Here is a 20,447-nt window from a genome sequence, read left to right as displayed (position 1 = left end):
CCGTTGGCAAGACGCGCTTATGATGACCCCTAGGCATTCGTCCTGTGTGGGAGGGGTCTCCGACCCCGATGACGCGGACCAAGCCTTGGCGGTTGGCAGCACGTAATCGGGGTCGGAGACCCCTCCCACAAGAACCATTGAGGCCGCAGCCTTCCATGCGGATCCTGCTCACCAACGACGACGGCATCTACGCCCCCGGCTTGGCGGCGATGCGGGCTGCGCTGGAGCGATTGGGCGAGGTCCATGTCGTGGCGCCCGCGACCGAGCAGTCCGGCGTCGGTCACGGCATCACGTTCTTGACGCCGCTGATGGCGAACCAAGTCTTCGATGGCGACACGGCGCAAGGCTGGGCCGTCGAGGGTTCGCCGGCCGATTGCGTGAAGCTCGCCCTGGCAAAACTCTGTCTTGATGAGAACGGCGAAGCGTTCCGCCCCGACCTTGTCGTGAGCGGAATCAACTGGGGCCTCAATGTCGGCGTCAACGTCCTCTACTCGGGCACCGTCGCCGCCGCCACCGAGGCCGCGTTAAACGACCTGCCGTCGATCGCTGTGTCGCTGGAGTGGGAAGACCACACCCGCTTCGACGCCGCCGCGGCGATGTCGGTCGCCGTAATCGAACAAATGCTTGAGCGTGACGCCTGGCGTGACCACCGGCTCTACAACCTGAACATCCCCACTGCGTCGACGATGCCGAGCGCTGGCAAGCCCGAGGTGCGGATCACGCGGATGGGTTCGACCCGCTGGGATGCGGCGTTCGAAGAGCGGCTCGACCCGAAGGGGCGTCGTTACTTCTGGACGATCGGCACGCCCCCCACCGACCCGCCCGGCGCCGACACCGACGTGGTCGCCATCCGCGACGGCGCGCTCTCGCTCTCGCCGCTGGCGGTCGACCGGACCCGCGACGCGATGCTCAGCCAGATGCACGCTTGGAATCTCGGACTCGCCGCCGGCGCTTCCACCTCTTCCAACCACTAATCGAACGGAGTCCAAGATGGCCAGCCTGCTCTCATTGAAAAACTGCCCACGAATCGCCACGAAGCGACGCGCATCGTCATTCGTGTTGATTCGCGCTCATTCGTGGGCGCTTAGCGTTGTAGTGCTATCGACGCTGACGCTGGCGGGTTGTGGCGGATCGAACAGCAGCGGCGGCAAGTCGAGCCTCGACGCGATGGCCGAGAAGCTCAACCAGAAGGCCGACGCCGACGCCCAAGCCGCCAAAGACAAAGCCATCGCCGACGCCAAGGCCGCGGCCGACGCCAAAGCGGCCGCGGCGGCGGACCTCGCCAACCAGGGCGCGTCCGCCGTCAGCGCCAACGACATGCAACGCGGCAGCAAGATGACCCGCGGCGGCTACTTGCAGACCGTCCTCAAAGGGGGCATCCGCGCCGAACAGAAGCTGAACCTGTTCCAAGTGCAGCACGCTTTGGACCTCTTCTGGGGCCTCGAAGGCCGCTACCCGAAGGACCACGACGAGTTCATGGCGAAGATCGTTGAGGCCAATGGACTCGTCCTTGAGCCGCTGCAGGAACCTTACGAGTACTACTACAACGGCGAAGATCACCAGCTTTACAAGGTCGTTAAGCAAGAGGCGATCGACGCGGCGAACGCCGAAGCTGAAGCGGCGAAAGCTGAAACGGCTGAGTAGGAAGGCGTTTTCCGCTGCACTCCCCGGACTGACGTCTCGGGGCTCGCTGCCCAACGGCTACGATTCCCACTTCCCACTTCCCACTTCCCACTTCCCACTTCCCACTTCCCACTTCCCACTTCCCACTTCCCACTTCCCACTTCCCACTTCCCACCTCTTCTCCTCCCCTGCTGCCCCCTCCTCTTCGCAGCGACACTTCGATGAACACTTGCACTTCCCTCCTGAGCCCTCCGCGGCTCGCGATCGTACTGGCCTGTTCGCTCTTCGGCGCGGCTGACGCCGTTGCCGAAGCGAGTTGGGCCTTCGCGCCGGGCGCCTACACGCACGACCCGCAGTCGGGCGTCCGCGTCGTGCAGTACGCCGAGCACGAGCCGGTCGAGGGCCTGCCCGATCCGCGACAGACGGTGAGCCGCTACTGGCGCACCCGCACCAATGTCCGCGGCGCCGACGGATCGAGCGATACGATCTACGAGGTTCGCAGTTTCGGCAACTCGCTCGGTGGCTTCGACGCCCAGCGCGAGCGTGGCTTCGACGCCCAGCTACAGACGCTCAACGCGCTGACGCCGTTCCGGCATAACCCGTATCTGTTCTTCGGCGGCATGCAGGGGTTTGGGTATGGCACGCCCGGCTACCCGGCCGCGACGCCCGGCACGCCGGTCCCTGGCCCGCAAGGCGCGACCCCCTACGGTTACGCCCCGCAAGGTGCCTGGCAAGCTCCGCTGGCGGCGCCCCAGCCGGGTGACTGCGAAGGGGAAGGCTGCGTCGAATCGCCGCCCGCTTACGCCCCAACCCCGACGCCCTATCCCGGCATGCCGGGGACCGCTTACCCCTACGCCCCGCCGAGCGGCTTCGTGGCGCCGATTCCGATGCCTTACTACGGCTTCGGTTACGGCCCAGGTTTTGGCTATGGCGGAGGTTACGGCCCGGGCTACGGCGGGCGCCCCGGCTACGGCGGCGGCCACCAACAGCCGTGGTGGGGATACGGTCCCGGGCGGAAGTCGTACTATCAGGGCGGCGGGTGGTGAGACGCTATGCGGCGCAACTCCCGGCGCTGGCGCTTAGGGCTCCCGCCTAAGGAGTGGTTGATCCAAAGTGGGTCGGGAGCCCTAAGCGCCAGCGCCGGGAGTCGAAGCACCAACCCGCTCAGCGACCGAGCTGACTCGCCCCGTCACGCCAGTTCTTGGCGGGCCGATAGGCGCTCACCAGCCAGCGATCGCCCCGCCGTACAAGGTCGATCTCAAGCTTGTCAAAATAAGCCCCCGTAGCGCCGGACTTGGTGTGCCGCACCCGGATCAGCGGCTTTAAGGTCGCCGTTGCGATGGTCCCGTCCACCGGGGGATCGGTAGAAAAATCAACGGCGACTTCGCCCCCTTCGCCGGCGCCGTCGACGCGGAACATCGGCATCAGCGTCTGGGCGTCGGCCTGCACGTCGGTTGCGGCGACATCGATCGACCGTAGCACCCCCGGCAGATCGTTGCTACGGATCGCGCCGAAGAGCCCGGAGAGGGCGTCTCGTACTTGTTCGCGTGGCGTCAGGTACGCCCGCTCGAATGCGACGCCGCCAATCGTCAACAGCACCGCCGCGCCGAGGAGCCCCAAGGCGCCACGCGAACGTGTCTGAAAGAACGGGATCGCCGCCATCGTGACGAGCAAGAGCCCGATCGCGCCCACAGCAAGCGGGCTTTCGAGAAGTACGCTCATGAACGCCTACCAAGATCGAATGACGTGCTCAGCGCTCGCCACCAGAGCCTCCTGACAACGGGTCCCTGGCGCCGACGCTTTACGTCGCATTCTAACCCTCAGGCGACCTTTAAGCCCGTTTCTTGGTTCAACTTGTTGTAGAGCGTCTTGAGGCTGATGCCGAGTTCGGCGGCGGCCTTCGGCTTGGCGCCGTCGTTGCGGTCGAGCGCCTCGTGGATCGCCTCCATCTCGAGGTCGCGGAGCGTGGTCGGGCCACGTGACGTCCGCGCCGCGACGCTCAGCTGGCGGCGGTTGAAGTGTTGCGGAAGGTCTTCCGCGGTGATCGGCCCCGCGTCGCAGAGGATCGTGGCGTGCTCAATGACGTTCGCCAGTTCACGGACGTTGCCCGGCCAGACGTGCGCCTTGAGGGCGGTGACCGCGTCGTCGGTCAGCTGCTGTTCGATCGGTTTAGCGTGCGGACGGAAACGCCGCAGCAGGTGCTCGGCGAGCGGCGGCAAGTCTTCGATCCGGTCGCGGAGCGCCGGCAGCAGAATCTCGAACGTGTTGATGCGGTACATCAGGTCCTCACGGAACCCGTCGGTCGCGACCATCTCGGCCAGATTGCGGTGCGTCGCGCAGACGACGCGGACATCGACCGTCAGCGTCTTGTTCTCGCCGACGCGGCGGATTTCGCGGCTCTCCAGCACACGGAGCAGTTTGGCCTGCATCGCCTTCGGGAGCTCGCCGATCTCGTCCAGGAAGATCGTGCCGCCCGACGCGACCTCGAAGAGACCAACGCGGTGGTCGTCCGCGCCGGTGAAAGCGCCCTTGGCGTGGCCGAACAGCTCGCTCTCGATTAGGTTCTCCGGCAGCGCGCCGCAATTGATCGCGACGAACGGCTTATCGGCCCGCGGGCTCTGGTCGTGCACGGCACGGGCGACGAGCTCTTTGCCGGTGCCGGTCTCGCCAAGAATGAGCACGGTCGACTCGGTTGGCGCCACCTTGTCGATCAGCGATTTGACGCGGGCCATCGGCCGGCTCTCGCCGACGAGTTTCGGCGCCCCCTCGATCCGCTCGAGCCGCCGCTCAAGGGCGTGGAACTTCTGGGTCAGTTCGCGTTTGTCGGCGATGCGGCGCAGCAGCGCCTCGATCTCGACCAACTTGCACGGCTTCGTCAGGTAGTCGAACGCCCCGTAGCGGAGCGCGGCGATTGCGCTCTCGGTCGTGCTCTTGCCGGTGAGGACCACCGCCTCGGTGGCGGGGGACATCTCCTTGAGCCGGCCGATCACCTCGACGCCCGTCATGCCGGGCATATCGAGGTCGACGATGATTGCGTCGTAGTTGTTCTTCTCGATGGCGGCGACCGCCGTCAGGCCGTCGGGGCAGACGGTGACGGTGTGCCCCATCCGCGGCAACTCGAGCTTCATTAGCTCTTGCAGCGACCTTTCGTCGTCGGCGAAGAGCAGCGACAGCGGGGCGGTTTTTTTCTTATCGACGGCGGGCATCACGCTTCCTTACGGTCGTCGGCGGCCTTCCTTGGCCGGTGCTTTAATAACTTCACCACGGAGGCACAGAGGGCGCGGAGGAAGACGCTGAGACGAGATGAACAACATCTGTGGGAGGCGTCTCCAGACGCCGATGACGGTCTCCATACCGAAACGGTATGGTGCGCGTCATCGGCGTCTGGAGACGACTCCTACAGAATCCAGTCTCTGTGATTTCCTCAGTGCCCTCGGTGTCTCGGTGGTCAACTCTCTTAAGCCGCCATCGCGGCAACGGGTTGTTCGGTCGGCAGCGTCACGGTGAACGACGAGCCTTGCCCCGGTCCGGGGCTGTCGGCGGCCAGTTCGCCGTGGTGTTCTTCGATAATTCGGTAGGTGATCGAGAGCCCCAGGCCGGTCCCCTGCCCGCCGCGGCGACGGGTGAAGAACGGCTCGAAGAGATGCTTCTTCACCTCGGCGCTCATCCCGCACCCGTCGTCGCGCACGACGATCCGGGCGCGCTGGCCCTCGGACGCGTTGATCGCGGCCACGTCGACGGTCACGCGCCCGCCGGCCTCGAGACTGTCCAGACCGTTCGTCACGAGGTTGAGCAGCACCTGCTTCATCTCTTGCGCGTCGACCTCGGCGACGACGGGGCTTCCGTCGAGGAGTTCGACTTCCTTGTGCTTGTACTTGCCGAGGTGGCGGACCATCTCGATCACGCCCTCGACCAACTCACGCAGCTCGGTCGGCCGGCGTTCGCGGTCGCCCATGCGGGAGAAGTCGAGCAGCTTTTCCGTAATCTGCTTGCAGCGGAAAGACTCTTTACCGATCGTTTCCAGGTAGCTCTGAACGATGTGCCACTCGGCCGCGTTGGCGGGGTCCTCGTCGCGGAGGTCGAGCAAACGGCTCTCGAGCGATTCGCTGCACATGGCGATCGCGGCGAGCGGGTTGTTGATCTCATGGGCGACGCCGGCGGCGAGGAAGCCGACGCTCGCCAGCTGCTCGCTCCGGATCACCTGGTTGGTGCGGTCCTGCACCTGCTTGTCGAGGTCGTCGCGGGTGTGCTTGAAACTCGCCATCATCCGGTTCATGGCTTCGGCGAGTTCGCCCATCTCGTCCCGTGAATCGAGGGCGACGCGGTGGTTGTAGTCGCCGGCGGCCACGCGGCGGGCGGCGCCAACAAGCAAACCGATCGGCCGGGCGACCGACTCCCTAAACACCTGCATCGCCACCGCCAGTAGCGCCAAGGCGGAGACAAACGTCACCCAGGCGAGCACCAGCGCCACGTGATACTGCGAGCGGACTTCGCCGGAGAGATCGCCGAGCCGGTTGTGGAGGTGACTGGGAAGCTGCGCCGCCAGTTCGCGGAGCCGCTCCAAGGCCACTTCGAGCGAGTCGGTCTCGACCCGTAGTTCGTCGTAGAGCAGATTGTCCGACATCCCCTCGCGGCGGATGCGTTTGAGAACCTTGTCGATTTCGGCAAGCGTCTCGCGCTCGGGCTCGTCGTTGCTGATCCGCGAGTCTTCGGCCTCGCGGTTGGCGTCGAGCCGCTCTCGATAATGCTTGAGCGTATCAGCGAACCGTTCAAACTCGATTCGGTACTCCACACACAGCAGCTTGAGGTCGTAGGGGTCGGCGACGTCTTCGGGAGCCGCCTCCGGGTCGTCGTCGGTGAACGAGTAGGGAGGATCGATATGGTTGTCCGCCTGTTGGCGGTGGACGAGCGATCGCTCGCGGGCCTTGCCGAAGACGACTCGCAAGTCAGCGACATGCTGGCTCAGTTCGTTGGCGAGCGGCAGCTCGGCGGCACGGGCGCTGAGCGTCTTGACCAGCCCGCGGTAGGCATAGAGCCCGTAGAGCGCGGCGAAGAACAGCACGATCGTGCTGGCCCCCAACAGGCCGACGCCGATGCGCAGTTTGACGCCGATCGATCGATGCGAGAGCACGTGCGACCTCCTTGTCGCCGTGAACGCGGATGGCGGGGCGACCTTCACCCCACACCGGCCGAGCATAGCAGGACCACCGAACGGGCGGCAACGACAGAAAGAGGTGAGCGCCGGGAGCGTCAGCGACCGGAGTAGCGGCGCGTTCACCGCCACCACTCGGGTCGCTGACGCTCCCGGCTCGCCGCTGTTCCGTCAGTTGCGCACCACGCGGCGCATCATCCAGACGCCCCACAACGCTAGCACCGCGTTGCCAAGCCACACGGCGTAGGGGGGGACATCGCCCGCTTTGGCGTGGTCGAGGCTCACCATCAACAGCGGGTAGTAGACCAGTAAGATCGGTAAGAAGCAGAGGAAGAAACTCGCGAGGAACTCTCCCTTCTGTCGCCAGATCGCCATCGGCACGCCGACCATCACGAAGCAGAGGCAGCTGAAGCCATTCGCCCAGCGGCGGAACGGCTCGACCGACAGCCGGCGGCCGCGGTATGTCTCGCCAGCGACGCCCCGCTCGAACCGCGACCAGGAGTCGCTCGACAGCCGATCGAAGTCGCCGGTCATCAACGCCATCGCCCGCTCGGTCGATTGGCTACGCCGCAGGTCCGCCAACCGCTGGGCGACGAGCCTCTGCTCTTGGCTGATCTCGCTGAGGGCGTAGTTGGAGGGGCTCCGGGCGCTGGTCGACTCGCCGAAGAGCCGCTCCAGGTCGATCTCGCGTTCGATCGTCGAGGCGATCGCCGCGTTCAACTCGCCTTCGAGATGGATCCCCTCGAAGCGGACGATCAGCTTGCGTTTATCGGGCGACGAGCGGATCTCCGCCGACGCCGACTCGAGCTTCCAAGACTCGTCGTCCGTGGCGGATTGCACCGTAACGATCGGGTGGACCAACTTGCGCCCGACGACGCGTTGGACGCTGATCTGCAGTCCCCCTTCGGCGTAGCTGCGGTGGAGCGACAGCTGGCTATAGATCACTTCTTCGAGCGATTCGACGAAGACACGCTGCACCCCGATCCGGCCCCACGAGACCGCCAGATCGTTCAGCGCGACGGCGCCGAAGCTGGTGATCGCCGCCAGAATAAGGGTCGGACGCGCCAGCACCCAGGGCGAGATGCCGAGCGCTTTAACGGCGATCACTTCGTTGGTCGACGAGAGCCGCCCGTAGACGCTCGTGGTCGCCAGGAGCATTGTCGCCGGCACAGCGAACTGCATCGCCTGCGGCAACATGTAGGGGGTCATCCTCAGCAGCGGCCCCAGCCCGAGGCCTTTGTCGACCGCTTCTTTGCCGATCAGACCGACGAAGATCAGCGCCGTCAGGCCGGCGAGAGTCAGCAGGAAGACCTGCAGCAGCTCGATGAGCACGTACCGAGTGAGAATCTTCACGGACGTGGCGGGACTGGCGACGGAGGGACGGTGACGGCCTGTAACAAGCGAGACCGAGAACCCTACCAAGCCGCCCGCGTCGCGGGAACAACGATTGCCCGTCAATCGCCTGCCGTGCTAGCTGATCACTTCGGTGTGCGCCGAAAAACGGTGCGTGTCGTCGTCGTTGCGGATCGCCGCCATCGCCTGGGCAATGATCTCGGAATAGCGTGTGATCGAGCCGACGTAGTCGCCGCGATCAAACGCCTCGTCGGCGGCTTGCTGCCGCTCTTTCAGAGGCGACCAATCGAGCATCACCGCTGCGGGAGTCCCGTTGCCGTTTTGCAAGGGGATGTCCTCCGGCCGCACGGTCTCTTCTTCCGACTTGAGGTTCGAGAGTTCGCTGACCAAATCCCGGAGGTCCCCCGCCGCCGCGGCATGGTCGCCGCATTCGGTGCGTCGGTAAGGCCCGTTGCCGAGCGCGTCCCCCAGCAGCGGCGACAGCACTGCGGGTCGCGACGCCGGTCGTTTGACAAAGGAGAGCGCCAAGGCGACCCCCAACCCGATCGCCGACGCCAAGGCGCCGACCGGGTTGCCGCCGTAGAAGAACACGGCGCACGCCACGGCGCAAACGGCGGCAATCCCCACCCCGAACGATGAAATCTGCAGCTTCGGTCGGTTTGCGGCCGGGGTTCCCGACGCGGTGTCGCCGGTGGCGGTTTCGATTTGGGCGACGATCACCGAGATGTTGTCAGGACCGCCCCGCAGGTTCGCCAAATTGACCAGAGCCTCGGCGGCGTCGGTCGGGGACAGCGTGCTGAGTAGGCTTGCGGCGAGAGAGTCGTCGACCACGCCGGTGAGCCCGTCGCTGCAGAGCAGAAACACGTCGCCTTGCTGCAGGGCGTGCGGGCCCTCGAGGTCGACGATCACCGTCTTGTGCGGCCCGAGCGACCGGGTGATGACGTTCTTCGGGATGCACGAAGGGACGCGGTCGGCCGAGACCTTGCTGGCGGCCGCCATCTCCCAGACGAGGCTGTGATCGAAGGTCAGCTGCTCGAAGACGCCGTCGCGGAGGCGATAAACGCGGCTGTCGCCGACGTGGCCCACGAGGGCCGCCCCCTGCGTCAGCACCAGGCAGCTGCAGGTGGTCCCCATGCCATAAAACTCGGCGGCGGAAGCCCCCTTCTGATGGATCTTATCGTTCGCCTGGCGGATCGCCCGACGGAGTGCGGTCGGGGGAGCCTCTCCTCCCGATTTGAAGTAGGTGAGCGGGATCGTGTCGGTAGCCAGCTTGCTAGCGAGTTCTCCCGCCGCATGGGCCCCCATGCCGTCGGCGACCATCAGAAAGGCGTCGCCATCGATCCGCCCCTCAGCCGAGTGGGGCGAAATCGCCACCGCGTCTTGGTTGGTCGCTCGACGCATCCCGACATCGGTCCGCGAAACGGCCCGGACGACGAACGGGGGTGCTGGTGATTGCAAATCGGCCATCCATTTTTCCTGTCTTTGCATCGTAGCCCGAGCCGCCGACAGGTGACAGCGGTTGACCCGTGTTGGCCTGGAGCCATCGGGGGCCCGCCGCTATGCTCCGCCGCCCCTAATTCCGCCCTTACTTCCCGAAATCCGCCCTGCCCCGACCGACGTGCCCCAGCCCCCCGACCGCCGTCGCCGCTACCAAGCCGCCCTCGTGGTGCTGCTGACGGTGTTGACGGCGTCGGGCTGCGTCCGCCGGCGATTGACCGTCCGCAGCAACCCGCCGGGGGCCGTGGTCCATGTCGACAACCAACGTATCGGCTCGACGCCCTGCTCGGTCGACTACGTCTACTACGGGACCCGCGAGATCCGGCTCTCGATGCCGGGATTCGAGACCCTGACGGTCAACCAGCCGCTCCCCCCTCCGTGGTACGAGTTGCCGGGGATCGATTTCGTCAGCGAAAACCTCGTCCCCGCCCGGCTCGAAGACGCCCGCACCGTGAGCTTCAACCTACAGCGGGCGCGCCTGGAGCCGGCCGAGCAGATCATCGCCCGTGGCGAGGACCTGCGACGACAGGTGACGCCAGTCGGCGCCGCGCCGGTGGTCCCCGCCTCGGCGGTCGACCCGTTCGGCGGGTTCACCCCGCCCACCGGACCGATCGACCCGCCTCCGGTGATTCGCAGTCCGCCCGCCCCGTTATCGCCGCAGCCCGGTTCCACCCCGGCGCCAAACGGCTTTCGGTACTAGGCGAGCTCCTCCCCCACCTCGGGAGAGGTCTCCCCGTATAGCTTTGTGGGACCCCTCTAAGTTTGTGGGAGGGGTCTCCGACCCCGATGACGCGTTCCAAGCCGTGCCGGACAGGACGCCGCAATCGGGGTCGGAGACCCCTCCTACAAGGGGAGAGTTGGATTGGATCAAAGAAGGATCCGGTCTCGCCGGGACACGTAGCAGCTAGTCGCTACTTCAGTCCCGGCCCTTGGTTCAGGGCGCCGCCAATAATGCGCCCCGGCTCGCGGGCGATCTTGTCGGTGAATACGCGTGCGTCGTCGAGGATTGGCCGGACCTGCTTGAGCCGTTCGTCCATGTGGAAGAGCACCACGTTGGCGTTGGCGATCACCCGCTGCACCTCGTCATAAAGCTCGGGGTCGTTGAGCAGCCGATTGAGCGTCCCCCGGCTGGCGGTCGCCGCGCCAACGAAGCGCGACGCGTCGGCGAGCGTCTTGTCGAGATTGTCGATCGCCGACACGAGCTTCTGCGACAACTCGGGGCCTTGGGCGCCGAGCGGCTCCGTAAAGCCTTCTAGGTTCCGCAGGTTCGTCTCGGCGCTGGAGACGACCGCGCCGAAGGACTCGAGCGTCTGGGTCGCCTTTTGGACCGTAGCCCGCGCGTCGGTGAGCAACGCGGGGATTTCTTGCACGCCCTGCTGCAGGCGCGGGTCAGAAACGAGCGTTTCGACCTGGGTCATCGTCCGCTCCATGACCTGCATGGTTTCTTGGAACTCACGCATCGAGACGGTCATGTCGTCCAGCAGGCTCGTCATCCGTTCGCCTCCAAAGTCGTCCCCCAGGGCGCGATTCACCCGGGTGGTGAGCTCTTCGATCGAGTTGGCGGCGCGGCCGATCGACTCGATCGTAGGGCCGACGTCGACCTGCAAGCTGGTGAGCGCCTCAATCGGATCGGGCAGCGCCGCGGCGGTCACCAGGGAGCCCGCCTCGAGCCGCTCCGGTTTGGCGCCGTCGCCGGCGTAGGCGAAGTTGATCACCGCATCGCCAAACAGCGACGAAGGTCGTATACGGCAAATGTCGGTCTGGTAGATCGGCGAGCCCGGCTGGATATCGGCCGTGATCAGGACCCCCCCCTCGGGCAAGAAGGCGGCGTCGGTGACCCGACCGATAACGACGCCATCCTTGCGGACCGGCGTATTGAGCCCGACTCCCGGCGCCCGGTCGGTGCGGATCTTGATCGAGTAGGGCGTCGCGCCGAAAGGGAGCGACACGCCGGCGCCGACGGTCGCCAGGACCCCCGCGACGCCGGCGATGACGAGTGTCACGATGCCGACACGAATCTCTTGGCCTCGTTCGGACATAGCTCTGATTCGATGGGGGAAGGAAGGCGGAGTGAACGCCGCCTGGTCGGTTTTCAGGCGATCTGGAGTTCTTCGAGCCGGTCGCGCGCCTCGCCGTGCACGAACTGCGTGACGCGGGGGTCGCTCGATTTTTCGATCTTGTTCGCCGGACCGTCGTAGACGATCTGCGGTTCGTCAGGCTTTAAGCGAGCGACCGGATAGAGCATGACGATGCGGTCGGCCACCTTGACGGCGCTGTGCATGTCGTGGGTCACGACGATGCTCGTCACGGGGTTGTCGTCGCCCCCCAGCTCGGTGGTGCGCAGGATGAGCTCGTTGACGACGTCGCTCATGATCGGGTCGAGACCGGTCGTCGGCTCGTCGTAGAGCAACACGTCGGGGTCCATCATCAGCGCCCGGGCGAGGCCCACCCGTTTCCGCATGCCGCCCGACAATTCAGCCGGTTTTTTGGTGAGGACCGACTCGGGCAGCCCGACCTGCCGGAGCCGATCGACCGCCATCCGCCGCGCCTCCGCGGGTTTCGCCCGCCGGTGCTCGAGCACCGGGAACGTCACGTTTTCTTCGATGGTCGACGAGTCGAAGAGCGCCGCCTGTTGGAAGACGAAGCCGTAACGTGTCCGCGCCGCGGTGAGCTGGCGGTCGCTCATCCCGCCAAGTGGCTCGCCGTCGAACAGCACCCGGCCGCTGGTCGGCTGAATCAATCCGATCAGCGACTTCAGCAGCACCGTCTTGCCGCAGCCGCTCTCGCCGATGATCGCCAGCGTCTGGCCGCGCGGCACCGAGAGCGACAGGTCCCGCAGGACGGTTTGCGTCCCGAAGCGGACGCTCAGCCGCTCGATAGCGACCAGCGCCTTCTTGGCGTCCTTGGCGGGAGCGGGAGCGTTCATACCACGGCCCCCTGTCCCCACAGCGCGTCATGGAGCCGGTCGAGGCCGATGCTCAAGAACAGGTCGAGCACGAGGATCGTTACGAACGACTGAACGAACGAGATCGTCGCCGCCCGCCCGACCCCTTCGGCGCCGGCGCTCGAATGGAAGCCGCGGTAGCAGCTAATGATCGCGATCGCCCCGCCGAAGAAGAAGCTCTTGATGACGCCGTAGACAATGTCCCAAGAGCTGGTCCCTTGCTGGGCGTTCTGTAGGTAGAAGTATGGGTCGACCCCGAAAACATAGATGCAGTAGAAGGCGCCGCCGAGGACGCCCATCGCCACCGCCGCGATCGTCAGCAGCGGGATCATCGTCAGGCAGGCCAAGAACCGCGGCGCCACGAGGTGCTGGATCGGGCTGGCGCCCATCGACGCCAGCGCGTCGATCTGTTCGGTCACCTTCATGGTGCCAAGCTCCGCGGCGATGGCGCTGCCTACCCGGCCGGCGAGCATCGTCGCGGCCAGCACCGGCCCCAGCTCGCGGTACATCGACAGGTTGATCATCACGCCGAGGCGTGACTCCATGCCGAACGTCCGGAACTGGTAGTACGACTGCACCGCGAGCACCATGCCGATGAAGCCGCCCGTCAGGCAGATCACCGGGACGCTGCGGACCCCAATCTGGTAGAGACTCGCCACCAAGAGCGGGCGGCTCGGCCAGCGCCGGACCAGCCACGAAAGCGTTTGGACGAAGAAGATCGACATCGCGCCGAAAGAAGCCGTCGCGTCGATCACGGCGCCGCCGACCCAAGCGACGCCGTTAGTGAGGCCAAGGCCCGAATGCGTAGCGGAGTTAGGCGAAGCCATGACAGCACCGGCGTGGATCGAAGAGAACCGACCGGCGGCGCAGGGCGCACCGCCATCAGAACCAATCGACTCTAACGGTTGCGCCGCTTGAGCAAACCTTGCGGGCCGCTAGCACGGCGATCTATGGCTTCTGGTCTTGGGGCGGCCTGCCGCGTTCGACTGCCTGTCGTTCCATCGAGTCCACGATCGCCGCCAGGGTCCCCAGTCCTACCGCGAAGCCGATCGATTGGACAACGCTCCAGAGCGAGGACGCCATGAAGGAATAGAAACGAGGCGAGGAAAGACTCTGGGAAAATCCGCGACGGAACATGCCGCTCTCCGCGAGCGCCCAAAGCACGTAGCCACCATTAACTACCGCGCCAACAAGCATCACACACGCCATCAAGCGACACGCACGAGATGCGCGAAACCTCCTCGTGACCCGGTTAGGGAGCCCGTCCTCGACGCGAAACTCCATGAAATAGGCCAGCGGCCACGGCCAGCCATGCAGCACCACCGCCGGCGCCAGCCACCAAATGAAGAAGATCGTCGCTAGCAATTCCCACAGTCGGGACGGCGAGATAGAAATCAACTCTCGCAGCCACAGCAGCACGAACAGCGAGGCAGCGAGCGTGATGAGATTCCACTCCCACCACGACCGTCGTTGACGCCGAAGCTTGGGCGGTGCGTCGCTGGGCGGGTCGTCGTAATCCACGCTGGGGGCGTCCTATCGGATCGAGGCGCGGCGATTCTAACCCCACGTCCTCACGATGCGGAACAAAAAAAGGTGGGCCGCGTCGGCGCAACCAGCCCCGATGAGTCCTCAACCTCTGCTTTTCTTTTTCGTGAATCGGCACCGCCCGGGTATTCTGGCGTCGGCAAGCCGCTGGTGACCGCGGCGACAAGAACCGGAACTGGGGAACGGCGATGGCAAGGCTCATGGTCCTCGTGATGGCGGGCACGCTGTGGATGGCGCCGGCGTCCACCGGCGCGGTGACGTTGTCCTTCCCGGAGTCAACTGTCGGACAAGTGGAGACCCAACCGGCGCCTGAAGGCGGGTTCGGCTACGACCTCTACGGCGGCGCGTTGTACAAGGGATGGTCGGCGCCGGTGCCAGCCGCTGGCGAGGTGGAGGTCCCGGAGGGGCATGTCGTCCGGTTGAAGCTGTCGCAAGCCGGCGCCGCCGACCTTGCGTGGGTCGATCGGCTTCCCGCCGACGCCATCGCGGTGTTGAACGCCTACGGGCTCCCTTTGAACGATGACGACGTTCGCCGGCTGTCGCGGCTTACGGGCTTGCGAGGGTTGGAGATAGGCGGAGCGAAGGTCACTTCCAAGGGCTTGGCGTCGCTGCGCCAACTCACCGCGTTGCAGTATCTCCAAGTCGCAAACACTGCGATCGGCGACGAGGGCATGGCCAACCTCGCCTCCCTGCCCCAACTCGAATCGGTCTTGCTGTACGCGACGCAGGTGACAGACAAAGGGCTAATCGCTCTGGCTAAGAGCAAGTCACTGAAGGCGGTGTACCTCGGCCAGACCGCGATCACCGACATGGGGGTAGGGGCGTTGTGCGAGCGAGTGGGCTTGAAGGCGCTCAGCGTCCTGGCGGGCAACCCCGAGTTCCGTGGCGAGGAACCGTGCCCTGCGATCACGGATGCCGTCGTTGAAGCCTTGCTGACTCAGGCAAGCCTAGAACACCTCGATCTAAGCGGCTCCGAGATCACCGACGATGGACTGCGCCGGCTGAGCGAAGGACTTCCCGCCATGCGGCGCCTAGTGATCGACCACACCAAGGTAACGGCCAAAGGGGTACGTCACGTCGCCAACTTCAAGGCACTTGAGAACCTGCGCTGCTATGGAATCGAGGTAGGAGACGAATCCGCGAAGAGCATGTCTCAACTTAAAGAATTGCGGCAATTATCAGGAGACATTGCCCTCACGGATGCGGGTGTCCAATCCCTCGGCGCCTTACTACACCTTGAATCCATCGGTTTGAAAGACCAAGGGATCACCGACGCTTCGATGCCGGTCCTTGCTGCGATGCCTGGCTTGAAAGACTTGAGGCTTCAGTACACGGCTGTCAGCGATGAGGGTTTCGAGAAGCTTGCCGGGTTAAAAGCGCTGGAGCGGATTCAACTCACCGGAGGAAAATTGACGACGCGCTGCGTCGACACGCTCGCCACAATGCCCGTCTTGAAGCGAGTGGGTCTGATGAACATCGACGCCCGTGTTGATGGCGAACCCACCTGGAAGGGAATCGACGGCCTCTGTTCGCTCGAAGAAGAACTGTGGCTTTGCTTCTGCCCGGCTCTGTCGCCGGAGGACTTCGCGGAGTTCTCCGAGTTCACGAAGCTGAAGCAATTGCGGATCGAGTCGGGCTTCCAGTCATCCGCCAGCCGCCCCCTCACCGACGAGGACGTTTCTCATCTACGCGATCTGAATGCGCTGGAGTACGTCGAGCTAACGAGCACAGTGACAACAGACGAGAGCATCGAGGTGCTCGCACAGTTGCCGCGTCTACGCGCTCTCAACCTATCGTGCCTCGCCACCGATGACGGGCTGAAGCCGTTGGCGAGCGCCCCGGCGCTAGAGCGACTGACGATCGCCTCGCCGGACATTACCGACGACGCTCTCCAGCGACTGCCCAAGCTGTCGAAGACCCTGCGTTCGGCGCAGCGAAGACCATTCCAACTTGAGTCGGCGCCGGTCTCCCGGGCCCACTCTGGCGCCGACGGTTTCTGGAGGAATTACGACGTGGGCGAGCGTGACGAACTCGACTCCCTTGAAGGGAAACCCGCGCCCGAGATTGCCGCCACCCAGTGGCTCAACTCCGGCGAAGCAGATGCGCTCGAAGATTTCCGTGGCAAAGTCGTGCTCGTCGATTTTTGGGGGACGTGGTGTGGCCCCTGCATTCAATTGTTGCCCGAGATACGTCGATTGCACGACGAGTACGCGGATCGTGGCTTGGTGGTCATCGGCGTCCACTCGACGAAGGACGCCGACAAAGCCGAGGAGTATGTCGAGTCCAACCGACTCAACTGGCCGATCGCCGTAGACAAGGACGAACAAACTGAGAAGGCGTTCGCAGTCCGCAACTGGCCGACGTGCTTCTTAATCGACCGCCAGGGGAAGATGCGAGTGGCGGCGATCTATAAGGGCGACCTCGAAGCGGCGATCCAAACGCTGCTGGCTGAGAAGCCGTAGCCGCGAAAGCCACATCACAGAAAAAGGCGGGCCGCGTCGCCGCGGCCCGCCTCGATGGTTTTCGCTTCTGAGAGCCAGCGGCTCTTACTCCTCGGTGGTCTCTTCGCCGCCCACGCCCGCGGCGACGGGTTCGGGCTCCGATTCCTTGGTCTGCAGGCCTTCGAACACGAGCTGCTTCTTCTCGCCGACGGTCTTCACCTCGACGCGGATCGTGTCCTTGCCGGCGAACTCGCCCTTGAGCAGTTCTTCGGCCAGCGGGTCCTCGACGAACGACTCAATCGCACGACGCAACGGCCGGGCGCCGTAGTCGGTGTTCGAGCCCTTCTTGACCAGGAACGCCTTCGCTTCGTCCGAGAGGTTGAGCACGAGGCCCTTGTCGGCCAGCCGCTCGCGGACCTTGGCGACCTCGAGCTCGACGACGTGCTTGAGGTTCTCCTCGGTCAGGTGACGGAAGACGATCACGTCGTTGACGCGGTTGATGAACTCGGGACGGAAGACCTTCTCGATCTCGTCCATCACGCGGGCCTTCATCGCGTCGTAGCTGGCGTCCTCGTCCGGCTTCTGGAAGCCGAAGGCGGACTCGTTCTTGATGGCGTCGGCGCCCGCGTTGGTCGTCATGATGACGATCGTGTTGCGGAAGTCGACGTTGCGGCCGAACGAGTCGGTCAGGCGACCCTCCTCCATCAGCTGGAGGAGCATGTTGAAGACCTCGGGGTGCGCCTTCTCGATCTCGTCGAGCAGCACCACCGCGTACGGCCGGCGGCGGATCTGCTCGGTGAGCTGGCCGCCTTCCTCGTAACCGACGTACCCGGGAGGGGCGCCGATCAGTCGGCTGACGTTGTGCTTCTCCATGTACTCGGACATGTCGATCTGGATCAGCGCGTCGGCGTCGCCGAACATGAACTCAGCGAGCGCCTTGGCGAGCAGCGTCTTGCCGACGCCCGTCGGGCCGGCGAAAACGAAGGTGCCGGTCGGACGCTTGGGGTCCTGCAGACCGCTGCGGCTGCGACGGACCGCCTTGGCGATCGCCTTGATGGCTTCGTCCTGGCTGATGACCTTCTTGTGCAGCTCGTCCTCCATCCGCATCAGGCGGAGCGAGTCCTCGGTGCTCATCCGCGTCAGCGGGATGCCGGTCATCTTCGAGACCACCTCGGCGATGATGTCTTCGTCGACGACGCCGCCGTTCTCACGCGACTTCTCGCGCCAGTCCTTGGTGATCTGGGCCTTCTTCTTCTTGAGCTTGTCGGCCTGGTCGCGGAGCGCGGCGGCCTTCTCGAAGTCCTGGTTGGCGACGGCCTCTTCCTTGTCGCGGTTGAGGGCCTCGACCTCCTCGTCGATCTCTTTCAAGTTTGGCGGCTTCGACATCGTCTTCAGACGCACCCGCGCGCCCGCCTCGTCGATGACGTCGATCGCCTTGTCCGGCAGGCACCGGCCGGTGATGTAGCGGTCCGAGAAATCGACGGCCGCATCGATTGCGTCGTCGGTGATCTGGACGCGGTGGTGGTCCTCGTAACGCTCGCGGAGGCCGCGGAGGATTTCCTTGGTGTCGTCTGGCGTGGTCGGCTCGACCATCACTTCCTGGAACCGGCGGGCGAGGGCCGAGTCCTTCTCGATGTACTTGCGGTACTCGTCGAGGGTCGTGGCGCCGATGCACTGGATCTCGCCGCGGGCGAGGGCCGGCTTCAGGACGTTCGAGGCGTCGATCGCCCCTTCGGCCCCGCCGGCGCCGACCAGCGTGTGGAGCTCGTCGATGAACAGGATCGTGTTCTTGGCTCGACGGACCTCGTTCATCACGGCCTTGATCCGCTCTTCGAACTGGCCGCGGTACTTGGTGCCGGCGACCATCATCGCCAGGTCAAGCACAACGATGCGGCGGTCGAGCAGCAGCTCGGGGACGTTGCCGTCGATGACGCGTTGGGCGAAGCCCTCGACGATCGCCGTCTTGCCGACGCCCGCCTCGCCCAGCAGGACGGGGTTGTTCTTGGTGCGGCGGCAGAGGACCTGGATCGCGCGCTCAATCTCTTTCTCGCGGCCGATGACCGGGTCGAGCTTGCCCTGCTTGGCGAGCTCGGTGAGGTCGCGGCCGAAGCTGTCGAGCGCCGGGGTCTTGCTACGCGAGCCCTTGCGGCCGCTGCGGCCCTCGGCGGCTTCTTCGTCCTCTTCACCGGGGGCCTCGGCGCCGGCGCGGCCGCCGCGCTCGGGCTCTTGGCCCTCGATGCCGTGGCCGAGGAGGTTGAGCACCTCGTCGCGGACTTCGTCGAGCTTCAAGCCGAGGTTCATCAGAACCTGAGCGGCGACGCCCTCTTGCTCACGCAACAGGCCGAGCAGGATGTGCTCGGTGCCGACGTAGTTGTGGTTGAGGTTGCGGGCCTCTTCCATCGAGTACTCGATGACCTTCTTGGCGCGCGGCGTCTGCGGGAGCTTGCCCATCGTGACCATATCGGGCCCCGATTGGACGAGCTTCTCTACCTCCAGACGGATCTTGCGGAGATCGACGTCGAGATTCTTCAGCACATTGGCTGCGACGCCGCTCCCCTCCTTGATGAGGCCGAGGAGCACGTGCTCGGTGCCGATGTATTCGTGATTGAAGCGCTGGGCCTCTTGATTGGCCAGCTGCATCACCTTGCGGGCGCGGTCGGTGAAGCGTTCGTACATGGTCTGCTCCGTTGCGGAAGCGAGCCCGGCGGCTCACTGGATTGATCGGTTAGCTCGGCGGGCTGATGTCCGTGCCGGGATCGCTGCGGGTCGTTTCGTAGGGTGCTGTCTGTGGTACGCCTGATTGTAGGCCTTTGGTCGGAAACACTCCAAGGCGTCGTTTTCTCAGGCCGCGTGGCGTCTTGACTGCCGGCCCCCGTCCTCACGGGCGGTGGCGATCGGCAGGATCGTTGGTTCGTCGTCGATTTGCTGAGGCTGGGTCGGGGCGGCGGCGGTGAGCCGGCGGCGTTCGTCGGCGATCTCGTGGCGCCAGGCCGCGGCCGCGTCGAGCCGCTCGACCCGCCGCAGCAGCCGCTCAGCATGGCGGAGCCGTCCGGCGCTTCGCAGGACGCTCACCAGCCAGAAACGGGCCTCGAAATCGTCGCGGTCGCGGCGAATCGCTTGCCGGAGCAGCCGCTCCGCCGCGAGCCAGTCGCCCCGCAGGTAGTTGGTTTGCGCCTCGGTGAGGAGTTGGTCGTTAACAGTAATTTCGGACGGGAGCGGAACGGCGGGCTCGTCGCTGTCGGCGGCGTCCCGCTCGGCGGCGAGCCGACGCAGCTCGCCACGCGTCTCCCACAACGCGGCGAACCACAGCACGACAGCCGTCGCCGCACATGCAAACTTAAGCCGTGATTCAAGCCACGCGGGCCAGACGAGCGTCGCGAGAACCAGAACGTTCAATAACACCGAAAAGGCCAGCGCCAGCGTCAGCCCAGCCAGCGACCCACGCACCCACAGATGCGGCAACCCGGGCCACAGGTAGGCGGCCCAGTGGAGGTGGCGGCGGGGCTTGCGACGGGGCAAAAAACCGACCTTTTGCGGGGTCACACGGCTCAGGGAAGCCGGCGACGGGGATTCAAACACGCAAATCGCGGGGCGCAACGCAACGAATAAGCCGGCGACGCCCGTCCTGACGACGGCGCGGAGTGTATCGGTCCCCCCGATCGCCAACAAGACAAACCGTGCCAGCAACGTGATTTACGTCAAAAACTTCCCACCGCTGGCGCCGCCGTCGGCCTGCCGAAAAAAAAATCCTTCCGAGTCGGGTTGCCCTCAGAAAAGCGAACGACCACCCGCCATTCTGGCAGGCGAGGGGATGATCCCGCACAGCGACGCGGGGGACGCAAAGAAACGAGAATCCGTATCGACTGAGCCGCGCTTCCTTCGCGCCTTGGCG

General features: G+C 65.2%; 16 protein-coding genes. 5 read left to right on the top strand and 11 right to left on the bottom strand.

Annotated elements, in window-relative coordinates; all coding sequences use genetic code 11:
• Nucleotides 1-155: 155 nt before the first annotated feature.
• The 3 genes from surE to Pla108_RS02615 all read left to right on the top strand — a co-directional run bounded on the left by surE (nucleotide 156) and on the right by Pla108_RS02615 (nucleotide 2,669).
• On the top strand, nucleotides 156-974 hold the full coding sequence (gene surE / locus Pla108_RS02630) for a 5'/3'-nucleotidase SurE (protein WP_146442572.1): 819 nt from the start codon (nucleotides 156-158) through the stop codon (nucleotides 972-974).
• A 121-nt stretch (nucleotides 975-1,095) separates the two neighbouring features.
• Entirely contained in the window at nucleotides 1,096-1,644 is a 549-nt protein-coding gene (locus Pla108_RS02625) for a hypothetical protein (protein ID WP_146442568.1), read from the top strand.
• A gap of 200 nt (nucleotides 1,645-1,844) precedes the next feature.
• Entirely contained in the window at nucleotides 1,845-2,669 is an 825-nt protein-coding gene (locus tag Pla108_RS02615; protein WP_146442562.1) for a hypothetical protein, read from the top strand.
• A gap of 118 nt (nucleotides 2,670-2,787) precedes the next feature.
• On the opposite strand, the gene Pla108_RS02610 is transcribed toward Pla108_RS02615, so the two are convergent.
• The 5 genes from Pla108_RS02610 to Pla108_RS02590 form a co-directional block, all read right to left on the bottom strand.
• Nucleotides 2,788-3,345, bottom strand: a complete 558-nt coding sequence (locus tag Pla108_RS02610; protein WP_146442558.1) for a hypothetical protein — start codon at nucleotides 3,343-3,345, stop codon at nucleotides 2,788-2,790.
• Nucleotides 3,346-3,443: 98 nt separating this feature from the next.
• Nucleotides 3,444-4,829: a sigma-54-dependent transcriptional regulator gene (locus tag Pla108_RS02605; RefSeq protein WP_390615027.1), complete on the bottom strand. Its 1,386-nt coding sequence runs from the start codon at nucleotides 4,827-4,829 to the stop codon at nucleotides 3,444-3,446.
• 251 nt (nucleotides 4,830-5,080) lie between these two features.
• The gene (locus Pla108_RS02600; protein WP_197526190.1) at nucleotides 5,081-6,754 is read right to left on the bottom strand and encodes a sensor histidine kinase; all 1,674 of its coding nucleotides are present in this window, start codon (nucleotides 6,752-6,754) and stop codon (nucleotides 5,081-5,083) included.
• Between the two features lie 192 nt (nucleotides 6,755-6,946).
• Nucleotides 6,947-8,128, bottom strand: coding sequence for an LptF/LptG family permease (locus Pla108_RS02595; RefSeq protein WP_197526189.1), 1,182 nt, complete (start codon nucleotides 8,126-8,128; stop codon nucleotides 6,947-6,949).
• A gap of 117 nt (nucleotides 8,129-8,245) precedes the next feature.
• The gene (locus tag Pla108_RS02590; RefSeq protein ID WP_197526188.1) at nucleotides 8,246-9,595 is read right to left on the bottom strand and encodes a PP2C family protein-serine/threonine phosphatase; all 1,350 of its coding nucleotides are present in this window, start codon (nucleotides 9,593-9,595) and stop codon (nucleotides 8,246-8,248) included.
• Nucleotides 9,596-9,746: 151 nt separating this feature from the next.
• Here Pla108_RS02590 and Pla108_RS02585 point away from each other — a divergent pair, with 151 nt between their 5' ends.
• The gene (locus Pla108_RS02585; protein WP_197526187.1) at nucleotides 9,747-10,325 is read left to right on the top strand and encodes a PEGA domain-containing protein; all 579 of its coding nucleotides are present in this window, start codon (nucleotides 9,747-9,749) and stop codon (nucleotides 10,323-10,325) included.
• Between the two features lie 211 nt (nucleotides 10,326-10,536).
• Here Pla108_RS02585 and Pla108_RS02580 read toward each other — a convergent pair whose 3' ends face one another.
• From Pla108_RS02580 to Pla108_RS02565, 4 genes are all read right to left on the bottom strand, one after another.
• Nucleotides 10,537-11,664, bottom strand: a complete 1,128-nt coding sequence (locus Pla108_RS02580) for an MlaD family protein (protein WP_146442543.1) — start codon at nucleotides 11,662-11,664, stop codon at nucleotides 10,537-10,539.
• A 53-nt stretch (nucleotides 11,665-11,717) separates the two neighbouring features.
• On the bottom strand, nucleotides 11,718-12,551 hold the full coding sequence (locus tag Pla108_RS02575) for an ABC transporter ATP-binding protein (RefSeq protein ID WP_146442540.1): 834 nt from the start codon (nucleotides 12,549-12,551) through the stop codon (nucleotides 11,718-11,720).
• Complete coding sequence (locus tag Pla108_RS02570) at nucleotides 12,548-13,396, bottom strand: MlaE family ABC transporter permease (protein ID WP_146442537.1); 849 nt, start codon at nucleotides 13,394-13,396, stop codon at nucleotides 12,548-12,550. The genes Pla108_RS02575 and Pla108_RS02570 overlap by 4 nt, the downstream gene beginning before the upstream one ends.
• Nucleotides 13,397-13,517: 121 nt before the next feature.
• Complete coding sequence (locus Pla108_RS02565; protein ID WP_146442534.1) at nucleotides 13,518-14,090, bottom strand: hypothetical protein; 573 nt, start codon at nucleotides 14,088-14,090, stop codon at nucleotides 13,518-13,520.
• A 212-nt stretch (nucleotides 14,091-14,302) separates the two neighbouring features.
• Here Pla108_RS02565 and Pla108_RS02560 point away from each other — a divergent pair, with 212 nt between their 5' ends.
• Nucleotides 14,303-16,576, top strand: coding sequence for a redoxin domain-containing protein (locus Pla108_RS02560; RefSeq protein ID WP_146442530.1), 2,274 nt, complete (start codon nucleotides 14,303-14,305; stop codon nucleotides 16,574-16,576).
• 84 nt (nucleotides 16,577-16,660) lie between these two features.
• Here the strand turns inward: Pla108_RS02560 and Pla108_RS02555 are convergent, their stop codons facing one another.
• Complete coding sequence (locus Pla108_RS02555) at nucleotides 16,661-19,231, bottom strand: ATP-dependent Clp protease ATP-binding subunit (protein ID WP_146442527.1); 2,571 nt, start codon at nucleotides 19,229-19,231, stop codon at nucleotides 16,661-16,663.
• 165 nt (nucleotides 19,232-19,396) lie between these two features.
• A complete protein-coding gene (locus Pla108_RS02550) occupies nucleotides 19,397-20,074 on the bottom strand; it encodes a tetratricopeptide repeat protein (RefSeq protein ID WP_146442524.1) in 678 nt (225 codons plus the stop codon).
• Nucleotides 20,075-20,447 lie beyond the last annotated feature (373 nt).

The sequence above is a fragment of the Botrimarina colliarenosi genome (assembly GCF_007859955.1).
In the GTDB taxonomy this organism is placed as follows: domain Bacteria; phylum Planctomycetota; class Planctomycetia; order Pirellulales; family Lacipirellulaceae; genus Botrimarina; species Botrimarina colliarenosi.
This window is presented reverse-complemented; position numbering and strand designations above follow the sequence as displayed.